The sequence below is a fragment of the Rheinheimera sp. genome (genome assembly GCF_037442525.1).
In the GTDB taxonomy this organism is placed as follows: Bacteria; Pseudomonadota; Gammaproteobacteria; order Enterobacterales; family Alteromonadaceae; genus Pararheinheimera.
The window spans coordinates 49,927-69,235 of sequence record NZ_JBBIQD010000007.1; the positions used below are offsets into that span (position 1 = coordinate 49,927).

At 55.3% G+C, this 19,309-nt stretch carries 23 protein-coding genes; 3 read left to right on the forward strand and 20 right to left on the reverse strand.

Annotation, left to right across the window (positions count from 1 at the left end; genetic code table 11):
* Nucleotides 1–75: 75 nt before the first annotated feature.
* The 15 genes from fliS to flgB all read right to left on the reverse strand — a co-directional run bounded on the left by fliS (nucleotide 76) and on the right by flgB (nucleotide 12,747).
* Nucleotides 76–468 carry a flagellar export chaperone FliS gene (fliS, locus tag WKJ03_RS11710; RefSeq protein ID WP_337842392.1) on the reverse strand — a complete coding sequence of 131 codons (393 nt, stop codon included), beginning with the start codon at nucleotides 466–468 and terminating at the stop codon, nucleotides 76–78.
* 10 nt (nucleotides 469–478) lie between these two features.
* Nucleotides 479–1,768 carry a flagellar filament capping protein FliD gene (fliD, locus tag WKJ03_RS11715; protein ID WP_337842393.1) on the reverse strand — a complete coding sequence of 430 codons (1,290 nt, stop codon included), beginning with the start codon at nucleotides 1,766–1,768 and terminating at the stop codon, nucleotides 479–481.
* 90 nt (nucleotides 1,769–1,858) lie between these two features.
* On the reverse strand, nucleotides 1,859–2,698 hold the full coding sequence (locus WKJ03_RS11720) for a flagellin (RefSeq protein WP_337842394.1): 840 nt from the start codon (nucleotides 2,696–2,698) through the stop codon (nucleotides 1,859–1,861).
* 220 nt (nucleotides 2,699–2,918) lie between these two features.
* Complete coding sequence (locus WKJ03_RS11725) at nucleotides 2,919–3,917, reverse strand: hypothetical protein (protein ID WP_337842395.1); 999 nt, start codon at nucleotides 3,915–3,917, stop codon at nucleotides 2,919–2,921.
* Nucleotides 3,918–3,926: 9 nt separating this feature from the next.
* Entirely contained in the window at nucleotides 3,927–4,823 is an 897-nt protein-coding gene (gene flgL / locus WKJ03_RS11730; RefSeq protein WP_337842396.1) for a flagellar hook-associated protein FlgL, read from the reverse strand.
* A gap of 10 nt (nucleotides 4,824–4,833) precedes the next feature.
* Nucleotides 4,834–6,168: a flagellar hook-associated protein FlgK gene (gene flgK / locus WKJ03_RS11735; protein WP_337842397.1), complete on the reverse strand. Its 1,335-nt coding sequence runs from the start codon at nucleotides 6,166–6,168 to the stop codon at nucleotides 4,834–4,836.
* Nucleotides 6,165–6,605: a rod-binding protein gene (locus WKJ03_RS11740; protein WP_337842398.1), complete on the reverse strand. Its 441-nt coding sequence runs from the start codon at nucleotides 6,603–6,605 to the stop codon at nucleotides 6,165–6,167. Before WKJ03_RS11740 ends, flgK begins: the two co-directional genes overlap by 4 nt.
* Nucleotides 6,605–7,708: a flagellar basal body P-ring protein FlgI gene (locus tag WKJ03_RS11745; RefSeq protein WP_337842399.1), complete on the reverse strand. Its 1,104-nt coding sequence runs from the start codon at nucleotides 7,706–7,708 to the stop codon at nucleotides 6,605–6,607. Before WKJ03_RS11745 ends, WKJ03_RS11740 begins: the two co-directional genes overlap by 1 nt.
* 11 nt (nucleotides 7,709–7,719) lie before the next feature.
* On the reverse strand, nucleotides 7,720–8,388 hold the full coding sequence (locus WKJ03_RS11750; protein WP_337842400.1) for a flagellar basal body L-ring protein FlgH: 669 nt from the start codon (nucleotides 8,386–8,388) through the stop codon (nucleotides 7,720–7,722).
* 13 nt (nucleotides 8,389–8,401) lie between these two features.
* Nucleotides 8,402–9,187, reverse strand: coding sequence for a flagellar basal-body rod protein FlgG (gene flgG, locus WKJ03_RS11755; protein WP_337842401.1), 786 nt, complete (start codon nucleotides 9,185–9,187; stop codon nucleotides 8,402–8,404).
* Between the two features lie 22 nt (nucleotides 9,188–9,209).
* Nucleotides 9,210–9,938, reverse strand: a complete 729-nt coding sequence (locus WKJ03_RS11760; RefSeq protein ID WP_337842402.1) for a flagellar basal body rod protein FlgF — start codon at nucleotides 9,936–9,938, stop codon at nucleotides 9,210–9,212.
* Between the two features lie 10 nt (nucleotides 9,939–9,948).
* Nucleotides 9,949–11,262, reverse strand: a complete 1,314-nt coding sequence (locus tag WKJ03_RS11765) for a flagellar hook-basal body complex protein (protein WP_337842403.1) — start codon at nucleotides 11,260–11,262, stop codon at nucleotides 9,949–9,951.
* Nucleotides 11,263–11,273: 11 nt separating this feature from the next.
* Complete coding sequence (locus WKJ03_RS11770; protein WP_337842404.1) at nucleotides 11,274–11,945, reverse strand: flagellar hook capping FlgD N-terminal domain-containing protein; 672 nt, start codon at nucleotides 11,943–11,945, stop codon at nucleotides 11,274–11,276.
* Between the two features lie 8 nt (nucleotides 11,946–11,953).
* Entirely contained in the window at nucleotides 11,954–12,370 is a 417-nt protein-coding gene (gene flgC, locus WKJ03_RS11775) for a flagellar basal body rod protein FlgC (RefSeq protein WP_337842405.1), read from the reverse strand.
* Between the two features lie 2 nt (nucleotides 12,371–12,372).
* A complete protein-coding gene (gene flgB, locus WKJ03_RS11780; protein ID WP_337842406.1) occupies nucleotides 12,373–12,747 on the reverse strand; it encodes a flagellar basal body rod protein FlgB in 375 nt (124 codons plus the stop codon).
* Between the two features lie 72 nt (nucleotides 12,748–12,819).
* Between flgB and flgA the strand changes: the two genes are divergently transcribed.
* From flgA to flgN, 3 genes are read left to right on the forward strand one after another with little or no spacing between them, the layout of a single operon-like run.
* Nucleotides 12,820–13,578 carry a flagellar basal body P-ring formation chaperone FlgA gene (gene flgA / locus WKJ03_RS11785; RefSeq protein WP_337842407.1) on the forward strand — a complete coding sequence of 253 codons (759 nt, stop codon included), beginning with the start codon at nucleotides 12,820–12,822 and terminating at the stop codon, nucleotides 13,576–13,578.
* Nucleotides 13,579–13,636: 58 nt separating this feature from the next.
* Nucleotides 13,637–13,924 (forward strand): flagellar biosynthesis anti-sigma factor FlgM, encoded by a 288-nt coding sequence (flgM, locus tag WKJ03_RS11790; protein WP_337842408.1) that lies wholly within the window; start codon nucleotides 13,637–13,639, stop codon nucleotides 13,922–13,924.
* On the forward strand, nucleotides 13,921–14,352 hold the full coding sequence (gene flgN / locus WKJ03_RS11795) for a flagellar export chaperone FlgN (RefSeq protein WP_337842409.1): 432 nt from the start codon (nucleotides 13,921–13,923) through the stop codon (nucleotides 14,350–14,352). Before flgM ends, flgN begins: the two co-directional genes overlap by 4 nt.
* Before the next feature lie 17 nt (nucleotides 14,353–14,369).
* Here flgN and WKJ03_RS11800 read toward each other — a convergent pair whose 3' ends face one another.
* The 5 genes from WKJ03_RS11800 to WKJ03_RS11820 form a co-directional block, all read right to left on the reverse strand.
* Nucleotides 14,370–15,500 carry an ABC transporter permease gene (locus WKJ03_RS11800; protein ID WP_337842410.1) on the reverse strand — a complete coding sequence of 377 codons (1,131 nt, stop codon included), beginning with the start codon at nucleotides 15,498–15,500 and terminating at the stop codon, nucleotides 14,370–14,372.
* Nucleotides 15,484–16,410, reverse strand: a complete 927-nt coding sequence (locus WKJ03_RS11805; RefSeq protein ID WP_337842411.1) for an ABC transporter ATP-binding protein — start codon at nucleotides 16,408–16,410, stop codon at nucleotides 15,484–15,486. Before WKJ03_RS11805 ends, WKJ03_RS11800 begins: the two co-directional genes overlap by 17 nt.
* Nucleotides 16,407–17,354, reverse strand: coding sequence for an HlyD family efflux transporter periplasmic adaptor subunit (locus WKJ03_RS11810; RefSeq protein WP_337842412.1), 948 nt, complete (start codon nucleotides 17,352–17,354; stop codon nucleotides 16,407–16,409). Before WKJ03_RS11810 ends, WKJ03_RS11805 begins: the two co-directional genes overlap by 4 nt.
* Nucleotides 17,347–17,988, reverse strand: a complete 642-nt coding sequence (locus tag WKJ03_RS11815) for a TetR/AcrR family transcriptional regulator (protein ID WP_337842413.1) — start codon at nucleotides 17,986–17,988, stop codon at nucleotides 17,347–17,349. The genes WKJ03_RS11810 and WKJ03_RS11815 overlap by 8 nt, the downstream gene beginning before the upstream one ends.
* 65 nt (nucleotides 17,989–18,053) lie before the next feature.
* Complete coding sequence (locus WKJ03_RS11820; protein WP_337842414.1) at nucleotides 18,054–19,244, reverse strand: acyltransferase family protein; 1,191 nt, start codon at nucleotides 19,242–19,244, stop codon at nucleotides 18,054–18,056.
* Between the last annotated feature and the right edge of the window lie 65 nt (nucleotides 19,245–19,309).

Below are 19,309 nucleotides of genomic sequence, written 5' to 3' on the forward strand. Positions count from 1 at the left end.
ATGATGGGAGCGGAAGCATTACTTCCGCCAGGCGGAACCAGAGCCATTGCAGGGTTCCGTGCGCTGTGACAAGGGTCAGGTTCTGTGTTGCAACAGCGCCTGCCAGCCCTGCTGCAGGTCGGTCATCACGGTGCGGACATCGGCCAGTTCCGCCAGATTGTCACGCAGGCTGGCGCGCAGTAAAGCCTGACCGCAGAACTGATACAGGTTATGCATATTGACGGCCACGTCCCCACCTTTGTCCTGATCGAGGGATGCATCCAGCCCACCTAAAATCTTCAGCAGCTTTTCCACACTGGCCGCTTTTTTATCGTGGCGTTTGGCCTGGATATGGCCTTCGGTTCGGGCCAGCTCGTCCAGGAAACCGTCGAACAACATACCCACCAGGCTGTGAATATCAGCGCCTGAAGCTTTTACATTGACGCTGGTGTGTTGGTAGGCCTGATAACCTGCTGCAAAATCGATCATATAAACTCCGTTAGCCAAACTGCGACATCGAACTTTCCAGCTGAGCAATAGTCACCTGCATTTGGGTAAACTGTGCCACATAACGCTGGTACACCTGCTCCATCGAGTAGTCATGGCGCTTTTGCCGGGTGGCGACTAAGTCGATGCTACCCTGAATACTTTGTTGTTTGCTGGTGAGTAAACCTGCCCTTTTGGTGTAGGGCTCCAGCCGGGTTTGCATCTTAGCAAACAGGCCATCGTTACCAACCAGCATCTCTTCCAGTTGTTGCCCGTCCTGCTCCAGTGCTTCGTTGAACTTTTCACTGTCCAGTTTCAGTACACCATTGCGGTCAAACTCCAGTCCTATGCTGGTTAACGTCTTGCCCTGAAACATTTGCTGAAAGCTGCTGCGCATCTGATTGCTGATGCTGCGCGCCATACTGTCTGATTTCAATGCACTGTCTGAATTGATTTGTTTGATCAGGCTGTTGTAGCTGTCGACAAACTTCTGCAATTTTTCCTGCACCGCGGTGCTGTCCTGCGCGATGCTGATTTGCAGTGGGCTGTCACCGGGCTGTTGGGCTTTTTTCAGCTCAATGCTGACGCCGCTAATCACATTTTCCAGCGTATTGCTGGCGGAAGTCAGGCTGATGGCATTATCTGACCCAATACGGAATACAGCATCCTGCGCCGACTTTAAGGTGGTAGCCCCAGCCACGGCTCCAGCTATATCTGCACCCGAACTGTCGGCGCCCGGCACAAAATTCATACTGATGCTGTTTGCCGCGCCACTGTCTTCGCTGGTCAGCACCAGATAAGCCTGGCCATTGCTGCGCATCACTGTGGCCTGCACACCGCTGTTATCAGCCGCTTTATTAATGGCGGTGGCCAGGTCACTCAATTTGGCGCCTGCAGGTAAAGTGGATAAATCCACCGCAAAACTTTCCCCTGCCACTGTCAGTTCAAACTGACCGTCGGTGGGCAAGGTTTCGGTGCTGCCAAAGGACAAAGACAGCTGATGCTGCTGCGCCAGCTTTTCAACAAAAATTTCGTAACTACCCGCAGCGGCGTTGCCGTCTACGGTCATTTTAATTGCGGTTTCGTCACTGACAGTGCCGCTATTGCTCAGCAGCTCTTTGTCTTTAACAAAACTGGTGAATAAATCATTCAGACTGGTCAGGCTGGTTTGCAGCTTGGTGTATGAATTCAGCAAACCGGTAAAGCGGGTCTGTTGTGCTTTGAGCACTTCGTCTTTACTGGCCCGTTCAATCTGGGTGTATTGCGACGCCAGCGTGGCCGGGTCAATGCTGGAAAATGCCATAACTTAACTCCATGACCATCTCTGAATAAAATGCCCCCAGCGCGTCGGGCCACTGGGGGACGGGTTGGAGAGTCCTTTCTCCGGGCTCGGTTAACGTAACAGCTGGCTCACCATCTGAGTGGTGGTGTTGGCTGTGCTCAGTACAGAGATACCTGAGTTCAGCAACAGCTGTTGTTTGGTCATATTGGAAGTTTCTTTGGCAAAGTCCGCATCCATCAGCTGATCGCGCGCTGCACCAGTGTTTTCAGTCATGTTAGACAGGTTATTGATGGTGTGATCCAGACGGTTCATGGTAGCACCCAGAGAAGACCGTGCTGCGCCAATATCGTCCAATAAGGTGTCAAGCGTATCGATTGCAGTAGATGAGTTCGCCTGGCTGGTCAGGTCGCCGATAGTACCGATAGTGGTAGTGACGTTACCTAATTCAGTAGAGATGTCTACATCCAGAGTTTCAGCTGAGCTTGCACCGATTTGGAAAGTCACAGCGCCTGCACCAAAAGTGCCCGCTGCTGAAAGCAGATTAGTGCCAGCACCGAAAGAGGTGTTGTCCATGATGCTGGTCAATTCTTCAGCAAGAGCCTGATACTCAGAATCCAGAGCTGTGTATTCAGTCGCTGAGTTCGTACCGTTGGCACCCTGAGTCGCCAGCTCTTTCATACGATAAGCAATGTTGGTCATCTCTTCAAACGCGCCCTCAGCAGTCTGCATCATTGAGTTTGCATTGTTGGCGTTGCTGATGGCCGTTTCCTGCCCCACCAGCTGAGCGCTCAGACGGCTGGCAATTTGTAAGCCGGCAGCGTCATCTTTTGCTGAGTTGATACGGAAACCTGTGCCTAAACGCTCCAGGGCGACGCCCAGGCTGTCGTTAGTACGGTTTAACTGGTTACGGATAGTCGTAGCTGCTGCATTTGATTGAATTGATAAAGCCATGTTGGTTGCTCCTATGCACTATGGTCATAAGTAAAAAGCGGCGGGTACATCAGGGAACTGAAATTTTTTTTAAACTTTTTTATGCGGTTGTCCGGTGGCACAGGGCCGCGCACACCCAATACAGAACAGGCCCAAAAAAAGCTGCCTCCACAAAGGAGGCAGAAGCTACAACAGGATAGAACGACGTCTTCCAAGGAAGTGGAGAGCGGCCTGGCGCTGACTAATCGGCCAGCGCAAATTCGACTAAAGAACGGGTGATCTGGCCTTGCGATAAAATGGCCGGGACTGTGGCCGCGGCACCTGCCTGCATTTGCAGTTTCAGTTCAGTACTGACCTGAACTGCCTGTTCTGCCTGCATCGATTCACCAGCTTGCTGCAGTGCATTGAGCTTATTCAGCAATAACTGCCGCTCGGCTTGCACCTGCCGCATCAACGCCTGCAGTTTTTGCTGTACCTGCGCCAGTTCGGCCTGATAAGCCTGTTGATTGTCCAGTTGCCTGGCCTGGTCAGCCAATAAAGCCAAGGGGGTTTTCGCACTTTGCAGTTTCAGCTGAATAGGGTTTCCGGCGGCCAGCCGTATGCCTTCGCCCTGCACTTGCCAGGGTTGTTGCAATAAGGCCGGTTGTTTCTGGCTGCTGAAAATCAGCACCTGGCCCTGGGCTTTCACCTCAATGCCAGCCTCGGCAAACTGTTGTTGAATTTGCTGCAGACTGCTGTCGGCCGACTGACCGGCGGCAAAATTCAGCTGCAGCAACTGGCCATTGCTCAGCTGTACTTTGACGTTTTCCGCCACTGGCCTTGGGCTTAATAAATCTATTTTCGGGTGCAGCTGCCATTGTTTTTGCGCTTGAGGCGCCGAAGCCAGCTGCAGCTCTGGTTTCAGCGCTGAGTTTTTCTGTTTCAGCTGCTGCTCCAGTTGCAGCAGTTGTTGGCTTAACTGCTGCTTCTGTGCAGAGCTCTGCGGCTGGTTCAGCTGACGCCGCAACTGCTCCAGTTGCTGATACAGCTGCCGCAGCTGTTGTTCGGCCTGCTGGTTTTTGGCCAGTTGCTGCGCCACATCCGCCTTGACACTCCATTGGCTCAGTGTACCCAGCTGACGCTGCACCACTGAGCTCCCTTGTGCCTGACTGCCAGCCTGCGCTGAAACCACAGCTGCTGCTTTGCTTTCTGCGCGTTGAACCTGTTGGGTCTGGCCGGATTTCAGGCGTTCAATCAGCATGGGTCAGCCTCAGAGCAAACTGAACAGGCTCAGCTGTGACACCGAGCTGTACACTTTCAGTGTGGACTCATAGGAGGCCAGCGCATTGTTCATGTCGATATAAGCCGAGGGGTAATGCACCGCATTGATATCGTCACGCAGGGTTTCGGTGAACTGGGCAATATCCACATTGGTATTTTTCAGCTCGTCCAGCGAACTGACAGTACCACCAATCTGGGTCAGTGCGGCCGTAGTGCGGCCCAGCATAGCTTCCAGTTCATCCAGCATCTGGCGCGATTCAGCCCCGGCACCCGTGGCTGGCGGAGCCTGCAACAAGGTTACATAGTCCTGCAACTCATTGATAAATGCGGCACCAGGCGCCAGCTGTACACCTGTGATATTGGCGCTGACCAGGGTTTCGGCAGACACCGCCACTTTGCGTACCTGGCCATCACCCTGATATATGTATTGGCCTGAGGCATCTTTGACAAAAGGTTGCTGATCAATTTCGCTGCCGGCAAACAGGTACTTGCCCTCGCCATCGCGGGCATTCAGTAAATCCACGATGCCGGGCAATAACACATCCAGCTCGTTGGCCATAGCTTTGAGCTCGTCGGTGCCGTACGAGCCGTCTGCGGCAGCCGTCACCAGTGACTGCACCGACAACAGCAGGTTGTTGATACTGGACAGCTGGGTTTCTTGCTGGCTCAGGCTATAAGTGGCCTGCTGCATGTTTTTACCGTACTGCTCCAGCGTGGTCAGCTCGGAATTCAGCCGCAACGTCAGCACACTGCCCAGCGGATCATCAGAGGGTTTGGTAATACGTTCATTGGTTGCCATTTGCACCGACAGTTTGCTGTATCTGTCGCTGCTGATCTGAATATTGCGAATGGCGGTCTGGTAAAACTGATCGGAACTGACACGCATCTTAGTCTCCTCAGAACATGGCCATCAGGGTGTCAAACAGCTGCCCTGCCGTGCTGACCACTTTGGCGTTGGCCTGATACAGCTGCTGGTAATACATCAGGTTGGCCGCTTCTTCATCGCGGTTCACCCCACTGATACTGCTGCGGGCTGAAATGGCTTTATCATTCAGTACCCCAGCGGTACTGACGCTGGCCTGCACCTGTTTGCTCTGAATCGCCAGTTTGCCGATCAGGCTGTCATAGCCCGCACCCACCCCCTGAATGGATTTCACCAGATTGACCAGATTGCCGTTATCGCCTTTGCCGCCGGAAGGCAGCCAGCCGCCGCTGCCGTCATCGACCCTGCCCCGAAAGGCCAACCTATCAGTGCTCATCGCCGGGTTCAGCTTGATGGTGCCCAGCGGATCGGCGGCGTTATAGACAAACAACGGTTCACCTGGATTGCCGTTTAAATCAAAACCTTCCGCCAGCGCAGTATTCACCCTGTCAGCAATAGTGCTGACCAGAACCCCTAATTCAGTGCGGGCCGGGTCCAGCACTTCGGATTTAACCCGCAACAAGCCACCCAGACTGCCCCCGGCCAACCCTGAAAGCGGAAATTCCTGGTGATTAAATTTGACACTGACTGCACTGCCGGCCACCGTCAGCTGAGCCGCGGTGCCGGACATTACCAAAGGGGCACCATTTTGCGCAGACACAGTGACACTGCCGTCTTCAGCTCTTAATACATCCACCTGCAGGTAACCGGACAAGGTCTGCAATGTCTGTTCCTGCGTATCCAGCAGCACAGAAGTGTCGCGCCCCAAAGCTGCTTCTTTGCTGATTTTCTGGTTCAGCGCGGCGAGCTCCGCCAGGGTCGAATTGATGTTTTCACCGACGGCCTTTAACTCAAACTCCAGCTTACTGATCTGGCCTGTTAAAGCTCCGTCCAGCTGTTGTAAATCCTGCACCATGGCTTCGGCTGACGACAGCACCTGCTGGCGGTAGGCCGGGGACTCCGGCTGCACCAGCGCGGCGTTAAAAGACGAGTTCAGTTCAGCCAGCGCGTCATTCAGGTTCAGTGAATCTGTGCCCAACACTTCTTCCAGATACCCCAGATAATCCTGATAACTCTGGTAGTAATTCAGATCCGATTCGGTGCGCCAGATATCGGCATTGAGAAACTCGTCGACAATACGTTCAATTTTGGTCACCTTGACGCCGTTTTGCGTGCCATCGGCCGTCTGCAGCACCACAGTCTGGCGGCTGTAGCCTTTGACGGCCGCATTGGCAACGTTCTGGCTGACCGTATTCAGGGCGGCTGACGAGGCGTTCAGGCCAGAAATAGCGTTCGATAACATACTCATGATTCACCCTGACGCTTTGGAGTCAGTAACGGCTGCTGCAAGGCAGGCACTGAAAATTGCTGATACAACTCATCAGCGACAGGTTCAGCTACCGACTTTAATTTATTTTCCGGCCCGTCCTGGGTCAGCGGTTCCAGCTGCCGCACAATTTGCTCTGCCAGCCCCAACTGACTGCGCCCTGCCATGGTCTGCGCCAGCTGGCTGTCGTGCATATCACGGAACAACTGGGAGGAAGAGCTGGAAAACATGCCATCTTCACCGCTGATGGCTTCATTTGCCGCCCGCATGTTTTTCAGCACCAGCTGTAAAAACAAAGCTTCGAACTGCTCAGCACTTTGTTGCAAGGCTTCGGTCTCCGACAATCTGGCCGGTTGAATACGTTGAATTTGGGGGGCGAACGCCAGTCCCTGCGTCCGTTGTAATTGCACTTTGTCCATTAAATCACCACCAGATCGGCATCCAATGCCCCGGCTTTGTCCAGCGCCAGCAGGATCGACATCAGCTCAGTAGGGGTTGCGCCCAGGCTATTGACGGCCTGCACTATGGTGTCCAGCGAGGTACCTTCCGGCCACAACAGCATATTGGCGTTTTGCTGAGTCACATCAACCCCACTGTTTTGCACTGGCACTGTTTCGCCCTGACTGAAGGGCAACGGCTGAATAGCGCCCTGCTGCTCAGAAATGGTAATGGTCAGGTTGCCATGGCTGACGGCGGCGCGTTTCACCCGCACCAGATCGTTGATCACTACAGTGCCGGTGCGGCTGTTGAACACCACCCGGGGCCGCTGCGAGCCTTCTTCGACGGTCAGATCCTGCAGCATCGCCATAAAGGTGGTGCGGTTATCCGGGTCCAGCGGTGCACTGACCACCAGTTTGCTCCAGTTTTCCGCTTTGGCCACCGACGGGCCAAAGGTGTTATTGATGGCGGTGACCACATTGCGCGCCGTTTTGTAATTGGGTTTCTTCAGGTGCAGTACCAGGTCCGGCGACTGCTGCAGGCTGTCCACACTGCGTTCAATAATGGCGCCGCCAGGGATAATACCAGCCGTCGGCACGTTGACGGTGACCGAGCTGCCGTTCTGGCCTTCGGCTTTAATACCACCGACCACCAGATTGCCCTGCGCCAGCGCATAGACTTTCCCGTCCACCCCACGCAAGGGCGTCAGCATCAGGCTGCCACCATGCAGGCTTTTGGCGTCCCCCAAGGACGTCACTGTGACATCAATGGCCTGCCCTGCACCGGCCATTGGCGGCAGGGTCGCCTGAATAGCCACAGCAGCGACGTTTTTGGATTTTGGCAGAGTGCTTTCATCCAGCTGCACACCAAACTGCTTCAGCATATTGTTCAGCGACTGGGCGGCAAATTTGACCTGGGCTTTGTCACCCGAGCCGGGTAAACCCACCACCAGACCGTAACCCACCAGCTGGTTATCCCGTACCCCCTGAATATCCACTATATCCAGCAAAGGACGGGGGGCAGCCATCACCAAAGCACTGCTGCAGCAGGCCACAAGACTGAACAACAGCGCACACAAACGCATAAGCCGCTCCGTTAAAACAGGTTCAGATAAGTTGAAAATAAGCTGGTCAGCCAGCCCGGCTCTGCCGCGTCGGCCAAAGTGCCTTTACCTGCATAGGTAATGCGGGCATCGGCGATACGCTGTGACGAGACTCTGTTGGTCACATCAATATCTTCAGGCCGCACTATGCCCTGCAGCCGGATGTATTCATCCCCCTGATTCAGCCGGATCCACTTCTCGCCACGGATCGCCAGGGCTCCGTTTGACAAGACTTCAGTGACCCGCACTGTAATGGCGCCCTGCAAAAAGTTTTGCTGACTGGCACTGCTTTCACCGCTGTAGCTCTGGCCCGATTCAAACTGACCACGGAAACGGGAGGTGTCTCTGTTGCCAAGTAAGGGCAAAGCACCGGCAATTTCGCTGCTGCGGTCCAGCTGGCTGTCGGCACTTTTGCTGGACTGGGTGCGTTCATTCAGCGCCACCGTCAGAATGTCCCCCACCCGGTAGGCACGTTTGTCTTCAAATAAAGTGAACATATAGGAATCGGAATACAGGCTGCCGTCTGTCACCACACTTTGTTCAGCACTGCCCATTTGCACCGGCTTTTCACGCTGCCAGTCGGCTTCATCGGCCAGCGGGCTGTCCGGGGTGCTGCTGCAGCCGGTCAGCCACAGCAACGCCAGAAGGATCAGAGGCCACATCACTGCTCTCCCGTTACATGCTCTGGCTGATGTAATTCAGCATATCGTCAGCGGCACTGACCACTTTGGCGTTCATTTCATAAGCCCGTTGCACCGCAATCATATTGACCATTTCGTCCACCACGCTGACATTGGAACCTTCCAGCGTGCCTTGCTGCAACTGACCAAAAGCCTCTTCACCCGGAATACCTTCCAGTGCTTCACCAGAGCCCGCTGTGGCACGGTACAGGTTGCCCCCCAGGGCTTCCAGACCAGCCGGATTGACGAAATTCACTGTCAGAATCTGTCCCAGCTCCACCAGTTCGTCCTGACCCGGCACCTGTGCTGTGACTATGCCGTCACGGCCCACTGTGATTTTGGTCGCTTCCGGCGGAACTACGATGTTTTGCGCCAGTGGCAGACCATTGCCATTGGTGATCAGGCCATCGGCGTTTAAATGAAACTGACCGTTGCGTGAATACAGCAGCTCGCCATCCGGGCTTTCCACCTGGAAAAAACCCTGACCGGCAATGGCCAGGTCCAGCTGATTGCCTGTGGTTTCAAAGCTGCCTTCGGTAAAGATTTTCTGGGTGCCATTCACCCGTACGCCGGTGCCCATCTGAATACCGGCCGGCACCTGGTTCAGTTCATCGGCCTGAGTGCCAGGCTGGCGCTGTACCTGATAAAACAGGTCTTCAAACACCACCCTGTCCTTTTTAAAACCGACTGTATTGACGTTGGCCAGGTTGTTGGAAATGGTGGTCATCCGCATGTCCTGCGCCGCCAGACCGGTTTTACTTACCCATAAAGCAGAATTCATCGTGGGGTCCTCTGTGCGGGCCTTAGCCGCTGATTAATTTGTTGCCACTGGTCGCCAGTTCGTCGGCAGTTTTCATCATGCGCAGGTTCAGTTCAAACTGACGGCTGACATTCATGGTGCTGACCATTTCTTCCACTGCATTGACGTTGGAACCTTCCAGTACACCGGTGCGCAGGCTGATGGCATCGGACTGCGCCAGCTCCTCTTCGCCCTGAGGCCGGAATAAACCGTCGGCGCCTTTGAGCATGGTCATGCCTTGGGAATCAACCAGCTTGATCCGCTCCGCCTGCTCCACCACCCCACCACCAACGGGCAACAGGTTAATAGTGCCGTCCGCCCCAATGTCGATATCGCCAAACTCCGGCAACTGAATAGCGGCACCACCGCCCATCACGGCAAAGCCATTGACGGTCAGGGCGCCATCGGCTCCCACCTGCAACTCACCGGCCCTAGTGTAGGCTTCGTTACCTGCAGCATCCTGCACTGCAATAAAGCCCTTGCCATTGACGGCCACATCCAGATCCCGGCCGGTTTCCATCATGGCCCCAGGCTGAATGTCGGTTGCCACCGGCAGCAGCTGTGCCTGAAAGCGGGTGCGGTACCCATCGCCGGTAATTTGCATGGCTCTGGCCTGTTCCATATCGGCCTTAAAGCCGGTGGTATTCACATTGGCCAGGTTGTTGGCGGTAATGCGCAGTGCGGTTTGCGCCAGTTCAGCGCCGGACACCGCGGTGTGGATTAAACGTTCCATGCCTTACCCCTTACACAGCGTTAAACAGCACCTGCATCATTTCGTCGGCAGTGCTGATGGTTTTGGCATTGGCCTGGTAGCTTTGCTGGAAGGACATTAAATCCACCAGTTGCTTGCTGATATCGACGTTGGAACCTACATAAGCACCGGCCATCAGCGAACCGAAGCTGCCTTCAGAGGGCACACCAATCAAAGCAGCGCCGGATTGTTCGCTGGCATACCAGGTGGTGTTATTGGCGCTTTCCAGCCCTTGTGGGTTGGCAAAATTGGCCAGCACCACCTGCCCCTGTAGTTTGGTCTCGCCATTGGAGAAAGTGGCCAGCACTTTGCCGTCTTCCGCTACAGAGACGCCGGTAAACTCGCCGGAGGTGTAACCGTCGGCATTGTTTTCATACAGGCCAAAAGCACTGCCAAACTGGGTCGATTTCACCAGATCCAGCTTGATACTCATGGGGCTGGCGTCTGTGGGAGTAAAACTCAGAGTCAGTTCACGCACGTTGGACGGGTCCGTCACGTTGTTATCCGGGTCTGGTGTGCTGCCGTCCAGCGGTAATAACTGGCCGTCCGCGCCAAAACTCATTCGCACCACTGCCACACCTGTGACATCAGTACCGTCGCTGTTTTTGGCAGTAATGGTGCTGCTGGCGGCACCGCCGAGGGCGGCGGCATCCAGAGGCTGACCATCCATGTAATACACCACATCCCACTGGTTCGCACCGGCTTGGTTAAAGTATTGGGTCAGGGTATGGCTGTTGCCGAGTGAATCAAAGACTTCGGTCGATTGTGAATAGTTAAAGGCCGTACCGTCTTTTGGATCAAACACAGCGGCATAAGGCAGTACCGGGCTGCCTGAATTCAGGTTCAGCGAAAAATTCACCGTTTCAGTGGCTTTGGCCGGAATATTACTGGCTTCCACTTTCAGGCCAGTTAACACGCCAGGCACCAGATTGCCCTGGTCATCAATGCCATAGCCCTGCAGCTGGTTGCCGTTATTGGTGATCAGGTTACGCTGCTCATCCAGCTTGAACTGGCCGGCCTGGGTATACGCCAGACGGCCGTTTTCAGAAATGACAAAAAAACCTTTGCCGGTAATGGCTAAATCCAGGCTTTGGCCTGTCGACACCAGGGTGCCTTGCTTTTCAAAATTTTCGCTGGTGGCCGACACGCCGACACCACTGCGCTGACCATTGTTGTAGATGGCGGAAAATTCAGTGCTGGCCGTTTTGTAGCCGGCGGTGCCTGAGTTGGCGATATTGTTTGAGGTCACTTCCAGCGCTTTTTGGGTGGTATTCAGGCCACTCAGGCCAATATTAAACATAGACATAACGTTCTCCTTTAGCCCTGAGTTGCTTTGGTCAGCTGATTGATATCAAAAAGGTAATGATTCCCCAGGCCATTCACCTGCAGAATAATGTCATCCGGCCCTGTGCCAACCGATACCCGCTCCACTGTACTGCTCAGGTAAACCGGCGCTTTTTGTTTGCTCTGGCCTGCGGTCACCTCAGCTTCCACGCGGTACACCCCGGCGTCCTGACTGTCAAAAGCAAAACGGAAGGTGCCGATACCCGGCTGTTGCAGTTGCTGTTCAGCCACCAGCTCACCGTCCTGGTCATAGAGGCGGAAGCGGACCTGATCCACTTCGGCCCCCAGATTCAGCGCACCGCTGATCGGGCCATCCTGTTCCAGCACTATGGTGTCAGCCTCAACATCCACGCTTTGGCCCACCATGCCGGTGGCTTCCAGCGCCTGCAGGCTTTGCATGTACTTCAGCTGGCTGGCGGCCTGGGTGTTCAGATTTTCCAGACTTTCGACACTGCTGAATTCCGCCAGCTGGCTGACATACTGAGTACCGTCCATCGGGTTAAGTGGGTTCTGGTGACTGATTTGCGCCACCAGTAACTCAAGAAACATACTGGATAACCCGGCCGCATCGGTTTTGCCATTGCTGCTGATGCTGCTGTCCGGGGTGTTGTTATTCACCTGACTGTTATTGCTGACGGCTGACATAAGATTCCTTATTGCCCCAATTTCAGCAGGCTCTGCTGCATACTGGAGACCCGGTTCATTACTTCCACTGAGGTTTGGAACGCACGCGAAGCCGACATCATGTCGGCCATTTCAGCCACCGGATTGACATTGGAATAAAACACCATGCCATTGCCGTCGGCCAGCGGGTTGTTGGGTTCAAAGCGCTGTTCAACGCTGCGGTCTGACTGCACCACCCCCAGGGTTTGCACCTGAGCAGACACAGAGCGGTTATCAAAATCCTGGTTGTATAAGGCGGAAAATACCGGCTTGATGGCACGGTACGCGGTCGCTTCGCTGGCGGCCGCTGTGTCGGCATTCGCCAGGTTGGACGCCACTGTGTCCAGCCGCATCACCTGCGCCCGCATCGCGCTGCCGCCAATGTCATAAATTGCTGAAAATGACATGCTTATTCTCCTTTGATGGCTTTATGCAAGCCGCCAATTTTCATATTCAGGAAGGTCAGGCTGGTCTGAAAGTCCATGCTGTTGGCCGCGAAATTGGCCTGCTCCACACTGAGCTCTGCGGTATTGCCATCCGCCGACGGCTGATTTGGCACCCGGTACAGCAGCTGCTGACGCAGGTCTGCACTGCTGAAGCGGCCCCCTTCGTGGTTGCTGATATCCGACTCGATATTTTGCAGAATGCTTTTGTAATCCAAATCACGGGCCTGAAAACCCGGGGTGTCCACATTGGCCAGGTTGCCGGAAATAATCTCGGCTCTGTCCAGCCGCAGTTGCAGTGAAAAAGGATGCACACCTAAAGCTTTGTCAAAAAATTCCATCGTTGTATCCTGTAGCAGGCGATACTGCTTAGGTACAAAGTCTGTGCCATACTTTAAAGGCCAAAGATTTCAATGTGTTACATAACAAAACCTCGGCAACGGCAACGAAAAGCGGAAGCGCTGCTTCCGCCATGGAAGCAGCTGTTTTTCCTCCTGCTCTGGCCTGGCACCAGTCTGGCCGCTGGCCTGGAACAGCAAATTCAGCAGGCGATCCAGCAGGACGTCCGTCAGTTCAGCCTGAAACTTGGCGGCCCGGCCCGGCCAAAAACCCAGATCAGCCTGAACCTGCCAGCCGCCTTGCAGGACAAAGCGGCCTGCAGCGGACTGCAGATCAGTCGCGCTAACCCTCAGCAGGCCCCCTGGGGCCGGGTCAGTTACAGCCTGAACTGCCCTGCCCCCCAGAGCTGGCAAAGCCGCGCCACAGCACAAGTGCAGGTCTGGCTGCCGATAGTGGTCAGCAGCAGGGCACTGCAGCGGGATGAAGTGCTCAGCGCTGACATGCTCAAGCTGGAACTGACCGAACTGCGCCAGTCCCGGCTGGACCCGGAGTTACAGATAGAACCTTTGCTTGGCATGCGAACCAAACGCCGCTTCAGTGCCGGTCAGCCGGTCAGCCGGCATCTGCTGGAAGCCCAGCTGTTGGTGCGCAAAGGCCAGCAGGTGATTATTCAGGTGAAAACAGCCGATTTTGCCGCCAGCACCACAGGGGTCGCACTGGAGGATGGGGTATTGCATCAGCGTATCCGGGTGCAGAACAGCAGTTCCGGCGCTGAACTGGAGGCGGAAGTGGTTGCAGAAGATAGGGTGCAAACTTTATTCAGAAAAGATTAAAGTTCTGCCGTTGCAGCGTCGCTTAAGATGAATAACAGAGAATACAGACAGGTGCGTTATGCTGAAAATTGACCAGTACAACCCGGTTCAGGCCTTGAAAAAAGCAGGCCCGCAGACAGAGCAACAGCCCGTAAAAGCCGGCCAGCCAACAACGACTGACACTGGCAATGCACATGTGGTGGACGCCGCCAGCCGCCATTTGCAGCACAGCTTCGACCAGCTTGGCCAACAAAGTGAGGTCGACCTGGACAAAGTAGCTGCCATTAAGCAGGCACTGGCGTCCGGCCAGTTGAAGCTGAACGACGCACAAACCGCCCAGGATATTCTGGAGTTCCATAAAAAATGAACCAACAGCCGCTGAAGCTGGTTATCCAAAGCCTGCAGCAGGACCAGCAGTTGCTGCAGCAATTATCGCCCTTGTTGCAAAAGCAATATGTGCTGCTCAGCCTGCGTAAAAGTGCCGAACTGGAACTGTTAAATCAGCAGGCCACGGCGCTGCTGACCAAAGTGCAGCATAATCATCAGCAGCGCCTGCAAGCGATGCGCGAACTGCAGTTGCCTGCCACAGAGCAAGGTTTTAGCCTGCTGTTACAGAAGCTGCCTCAGACCATTCGTAACGCCAGTGCAGACCTGCTGCAGATGGTGCAAGATCACACCGAACTCTGCCAGCGTCTGAACCAGAAAAACGGCGAGCTGCTGGCGCAACAACGCCGCCTGTTACAACGCCTGCTCGGCCAACACGACCAGCAAAGTTACCCGCAATTGAGCTTCTGACTGGGCGCAGTCGCGACTTAATCCAGCCGCTTTTTAAACCCCAAAGTTGCCAGCGCCAGACCCATCAGCGCAAAGGCCAGCAAGGCCCCCAAGTCAGGCAGCAATTGCAGCCAGTGAGCGTCACGCAGCACCACAGCACGGATCATGCGCACAAAATGGGTGGCCGGTAAGACTTCGGCCACCCACTGCACTGGCTTTGGCATCGCGACAAAAGGAAACATAAAACCCGACAACAAAATAGAAGGCAGCAGAATAAACACCGTCATCTGCATCGCTTCCAGCTGGGTCTTGGCTTTGGTGGAAATCAGCAGCCCCAGCGTCAGGCTGGCCAGAATAAAGGCCAGAGTCACCATAAATAACGACACCAGATCCAGCGGCAAGGGCACCGCAAACAACAGATGACCTAACCCCAGAATCAACCCCGTCTGGATAAAACCAATGCAGAGATACGGCAAAATTTTCCCCAGCATCAGCTCCAGCGGTTTAATAGGTGTATTGATCAGAAACTCCATATTGCCCTGCTCCCGCTCCCGCACTATGGCGGCTGAGGTAAACAGAATCATCGTCATGGTCAGGATCACCGCCACCAGCCCTGGCACAATATTCACCGCCGTGCGCCGTTCCGGGTTGAAGTAATGCACCACCGCCAGCGCCCCTTGTTGTGGGCTACCCTGCAGCAGCTGCGTCTGTCCTATCGGCAATTGCTGCAGGCTGTGAATAGCGCCGGACAAGGTGGGGTCTGATGCATCCGTCAACCACTGCGCCAAAGGCCGCGCTGCCAGATGCCCTGACGCCTGCCCCAGCCGCCAGTCGGATAAACGCCGCTCATAATCGGGCGGAATATAAAGCACAGCACTGACCTGACCAGCGGTAATGGCCTGTTCGGCTTGTTGCACTGAGTCAAAACTTTGCACAAACAACAGGGCCTGACTGGCCTGCAAATCCTGCACCAGCTGGCGCGAGCCTGAGGTGCCGGCAAAATCCACCACACCCACAGGCACATCCCGTACATCGGTATTAATGGCAAAACCAAACAGCATCAGCTGAATAAGCGGGATCATCACAATCATCGCAAAGGTAATACGGTCGCGCGCCAGCTGGCGCAGCTCCTTAAACACTATGGCACCGGTTCTAATGAGTGCAGACATAAGCCCTCCCGGTATGGGCCACAAAGACATCCTCCAGCGACGGCCGAGCCTGTTCGGCACGGACACCGTCCGGCAATAAGGCCTGCAAGGCTGACAAATCAGCCGTTGGCTGACGCAGCAATACCCGCAGGCTTTGCCCGACCTGAGCCACCGACAACACAGCGGACTGCTGTTCCAGTTGCAGCTTCAGCACCCGCAGTTTGTCGCCGCGCAGTTCCAGTACCCGGCCCTGCAGCTGCTGCATCAGTACGGCCGGGTTGCCGTCGATGCGTTTTTGCCCCAGTTCCAGTATCGCCAGCTGGTGGCAACGTTCAGCTTCGTCCATATAGTGGGTGGACACCAGAATGGTGGTGCCCTGGTCGCTTAAATCGAACAGCCGCTCCCAAAAGTCACGCCGGTTCTCCGGGTCCACTGCCGAGGTGGGCTCGTCCAGAAACAGCAATGCAGGCTGATGCATGGTGGCCGCAGCCAGTGCCAGCCGCTGTTTCTGACCACCACTTAAGGCACCGGCCCGCACTTGCTGTTTGTCTTCAAGATGGTACAGCGCCAGCAGCTCTTTGCAGCGCTGAGCCCGGTGGGCGCTGCTCAGACCATAAATCTGCCCGACAAACTGCAGGTTTTCCTGCACCGATAAGTTGTCGTACAAAGAAAACTTCTGCGTCATATAGCCCACCTGCTGGCGCAGTTGTTCGGCCTGTTGTGGCAATGTCAGCCCCAATACCTTCAATTGACCACTGCTGGGCGTCAGCAGGCCGGTCAGCATACGGATAGAGGTGGATTTGCCGCAGCCATTCGGCCCCAAAAAGCCGTAAATGGAACCAGCCTGCACTTGTAAATCCAGCGCGTCCACCGCTGTGTAGTCACCAAAACGGCGGGTCATGCCACTGACATCAATAGCGAACTCAGTCATGGCAACACCAATTGCACTGGCAGACCCGATGGCAGTTTTTCAGCGCCGGTCAGGTCAATTTCGGTCAGAAACACCAGCCGGGCCCGGTCTTTTTGCTGCAAGGCATAGTGCGGGGTAAAGCTGGCTTCGCTGGCAATTTTGCGGACTTTGCCAGCCAGTGGCGCAGCCAAGCCGTCAACCTGCACCTGCACGACCGAGCCGACATGCACTTTGGCAAGGTAAGGCTCCGGCAGATACACCCTGGCATAAGGCGCCTCATCGGCCGACACAATGGCCGCCACTGCCCCTTGCGGTATGCGCTCACCTAACTTGTAGGGCAAATCCTCCAGCAGGCCAGTGCGGGTGGCGACAATGCTTAAATCGGCCAGTTTTTTCCGCTCCTGCGCCAGTACCATCTGCTGTGCCTGTACGGCCGCTTGCGCCTGCAACAGCACTTCAGACCGGCTGCCTTGCTGCAATTCCTGCCACTGTTCGCGCGCACTCTTGACCGCAGCGCTGGCGGCTTTGCTGGCCGCCACTGCGCTGTCTAAATCGGACTGACTATTCAGTTTCTGGCTGCGCAGCTGGCGTTGCCGTGCCAGTTGTTGCTGCGCCAGCTGTTGTTCGGCCTGCAGTTGCTGTACTGTGGCGGCCGCCGCCGCTATTTGTTCCACCCTGTTGCCATTTTGCCGTTCCAGCAGCAGCGCCTGTAACCGCTCAAGCTCGGCCTGAGCCTGCGCCAGCCGGAACTTCTGATGGCTATCATCCAGCTGCAGCAGCAAGTCGCCTTGTTGCACCCGGCTGCCTTTGCTCACAGGGCTTTGCACCACCAGCTCAGTGCTGGTGGCCAATAAACTGATGCGGTCACGCTCCAGGGTGCCAAAAGCTGCGACCTGCGATTCACCCTGACAACCAGCCACTACCAGCAACCCCAGAACCAGCGGCCACTTGTTTAATTTAAACATTCTGCTTCTCCTGATCGGGCACCAGACCACTGTGCAACAGTTGCTGCTGATGTTGCCCCAGCTGGGTTAAAAATTCCGGGGTCATGGCAATCCCCAATTGTTGTTTCACTACGTCGGGCATTAAAAACGGGAAGATTGCCAAACTGACACAAGAAACGATGGCGTTCAGCGGATCACACTCAGGCTTCAACCGGCCTGGTTCACGCATATAGCGCTGCAGCTGGCTGATCATCTGCTGAAACATCTGACCAAAAATTTTGCTGACAATACGGTGTTCCGCTGAGTCCGGGTCGTGCAAGGAACGGAAGATCAGTTTTGGCAGTTCAGGGGCCTGCCCCATCAGCTGGTAATAGGTCTGAATAAACAGCGCCGGGCTGCTCTGGCTTTTTTGCTGGTTTTGCTGGCGGACCAGCCGGGCTAGTGGCTGAATGGTTTCGGTGACCACAGCCTCAAACAGACCGGCTTTGTCCTGAAAGTAATACCGGATCATCGCCGCATTGACGCCAGCCGCGTCGGCAATCAGCCGGGTCGACACTTTGGCGTAACCTTTTTTCGAAAACAGCAGCCGGGCATGGTGCAACAGCTGCTGACGGATTTGACTGTCCCCTGACGGACGGCCTGCATGCTCCGGCATGGCACACCTCATAATTCATCAGTTGATGAATATGCTAGAGGTTGCGGTCCAATTGCTCCAGCTGATTAATTCTCCACCAACTGCAGCTTTGATGAATTAGCTGGCGGATTCAGACCAAACAACAGACAAAGCACAGAGGACCGGCGAATGCTTTCATAGGCCAGAGCCCCACTGGTGATGGTGCCAAGCAGGATCAGCAGCGCTTCCGGCCCTGCGGGCAGCGCCAGCGGTTTCAGTACCATGGCAAAGACAATAATCAGCGTTTGATGCAACAGGTACCAGGGCAGAATGGCCTGATTACAATAAGTCAGCCAGCTGCTGTTGCGCCCGGCCAGGTAGCGGCCGGCATAACCCAGAATGGCCAGCAAAAAGCCCCAGTGGTTTAGCACCACCACCAGCGCCACTATACAGGTCAGCCACCACTGGGTGCCAGCCGGGTCTTCCAGAGAGTCAAACCACTGGTGGCGGTCAGCAATAATCAGTGCATAACTCAGCAGCGCCAGCCCCAGCCAAAGCCGGCGGTACTGCAGCAGCTGCGCCCACCAGTGAGACTGACGCGCCAGCACAAAACCAGCCAGAAACACCGGCAGGTATTTGGCATGGTTATACCAGTCATCGACCAGCGCATGCGTGCTTGGGTACAGCGGCTTTAACCAGTACCAGGCGGCCGCCAGCACCAGCAAGACCAGCAGCAGCGCCAGCCAGGCTGGCCAGTGCTGCGCCTGCCGCACCAGCCATTGCAATAATGGCAGAGCCACCAGCGCCAGCAGGCTGTAACACCAGAGGTAAGGAATAAACCAGGCGTGGTTCCAGGTCAGCAGGCCAATAGGGCTGTGGTGCTCCGGCAATAACGAGGTCCAGGGGTTAATGTACTGCTGCCAGAACTTAAAATAGCCAGGTTCAATCAGTTGCTGACTGAGTGCTTCGAAATACACCTGCGGCACCACCAACACCGCCATGGTCAACAGCAGCGGGATCAGTAACCTTTTGGAGCGCAGCCCCAGCAACTGCAAGGGCGGGTATTTATGGCACACCAGGCTAAGCGCCATACCGCTGAGTAAAAACAGCAGCGACATCCGCCAGGGATTGGTGAAGATCATCAGGTCCTGCAACCAGACTTGCGGCTGGTCAGTTTTTACATGCCAGCCCCAGTCGGCCACATAGTACATGCCCAGGTGGTACAGGATCAGAACGGCAAAAGCCAGACAGCGCAGCCAGTCCAGTTCATATCGACGTTCAGTGTCAGTTCGTGTCATGCTAAACCTCCTTCAGTTGACAGCCGCACTGTGCCTGAACAGGCGGGGACAAGGGAGCTGAAGTG

Excerpts from the sequence above, each read along its gene's own strand:
- flgN (WP_337842409.1), top strand. The coding sequence starts at position 13,921 with ATGAACCAACAGCCGCTGAAGCTGGTTATCCAAAGCCTGCAGCAGGAC.
- flgK (WP_337842397.1), bottom strand. The coding sequence starts at position 6,168 with ATGAGTATGTTATCGAACGCTATTTCTGGCCTGAACGCCTCGTCAGCC.
- WKJ03_RS11740 (WP_337842398.1), bottom strand. The coding sequence starts at position 6,605 with ATGGACAAAGTGCAATTACAACGGACGCAGGGACTGGCGTTCGCCCCC.
- WKJ03_RS11725 (WP_337842395.1), bottom strand. The coding sequence starts at position 3,917 with ATGCTGATTGAACGCCTGAAATCCGGCCAGACCCAACAGGTTCAACGC.
- fliD (WP_337842393.1), bottom strand. The coding sequence starts at position 1,768 with ATGGCATTTTCCAGCATTGACCCGGCCACGCTGGCGTCGCAATACACC.
- fliS (WP_337842392.1), bottom strand. The coding sequence starts at position 468 with ATGATCGATTTTGCAGCAGGTTATCAGGCCTACCAACACACCAGCGTC.
- flgL (WP_337842396.1), bottom strand. The coding sequence starts at position 4,823 with ATGCGTGTCAGTTCCGATCAGTTTTACCAGACCGCCATTCGCAATATT.
- WKJ03_RS11720 (WP_337842394.1), bottom strand. The coding sequence starts at position 2,698 with ATGGCTTTATCAATTCAATCAAATGCAGCAGCTACGACTATCCGTAAC.
- WKJ03_RS11800 (WP_337842410.1), bottom strand. The coding sequence starts at position 15,500 with ATGTCTGCACTCATTAGAACCGGTGCCATAGTGTTTAAGGAGCTGCGC.
- WKJ03_RS11750 (WP_337842400.1), bottom strand. The coding sequence starts at position 8,388 with ATGTGGCCTCTGATCCTTCTGGCGTTGCTGTGGCTGACCGGCTGCAGC.
- WKJ03_RS11745 (WP_337842399.1), bottom strand. The coding sequence starts at position 7,708 with ATGCGTTTGTGTGCGCTGTTGTTCAGTCTTGTGGCCTGCTGCAGCAGT.
- flgC (WP_337842405.1), bottom strand. The coding sequence starts at position 12,370 with ATGTCATTTTCAGCAATTTATGACATTGGCGGCAGCGCGATGCGGGCG.
- WKJ03_RS11820 (WP_337842414.1), bottom strand. The coding sequence starts at position 19,244 with ATGACACGAACTGACACTGAACGTCGATATGAACTGGACTGGCTGCGC.
- WKJ03_RS11815 (WP_337842413.1), bottom strand. The coding sequence starts at position 17,988 with ATGCCGGAGCATGCAGGCCGTCCGTCAGGGGACAGTCAAATCCGTCAG.
- WKJ03_RS11760 (WP_337842402.1), bottom strand. The coding sequence starts at position 9,938 with ATGGAACGTTTAATCCACACCGCGGTGTCCGGCGCTGAACTGGCGCAA.
- WKJ03_RS11770 (WP_337842404.1), bottom strand. The coding sequence starts at position 11,945 with ATGTCAGCCGTCAGCAATAACAGTCAGGTGAATAACAACACCCCGGAC.
- WKJ03_RS11810 (WP_337842412.1), bottom strand. The coding sequence starts at position 17,354 with ATGTTTAAATTAAACAAGTGGCCGCTGGTTCTGGGGTTGCTGGTAGTG.
- flgM (WP_337842408.1), top strand. The coding sequence starts at position 13,637 with ATGCTGAAAATTGACCAGTACAACCCGGTTCAGGCCTTGAAAAAAGCA.
- flgG (WP_337842401.1), bottom strand. The coding sequence starts at position 9,187 with ATGAATTCTGCTTTATGGGTAAGTAAAACCGGTCTGGCGGCGCAGGAC.
- WKJ03_RS11805 (WP_337842411.1), bottom strand. The coding sequence starts at position 16,410 with ATGACTGAGTTCGCTATTGATGTCAGTGGCATGACCCGCCGTTTTGGT.
- flgB (WP_337842406.1), bottom strand. The coding sequence starts at position 12,747 with ATGGAATTTTTTGACAAAGCTTTAGGTGTGCATCCTTTTTCACTGCAA.
- flgA (WP_337842407.1), top strand. The coding sequence starts at position 12,820 with ATGTGTTACATAACAAAACCTCGGCAACGGCAACGAAAAGCGGAAGCG.
- WKJ03_RS11765 (WP_337842403.1), bottom strand. The coding sequence starts at position 11,262 with ATGTCTATGTTTAATATTGGCCTGAGTGGCCTGAATACCACCCAAAAA.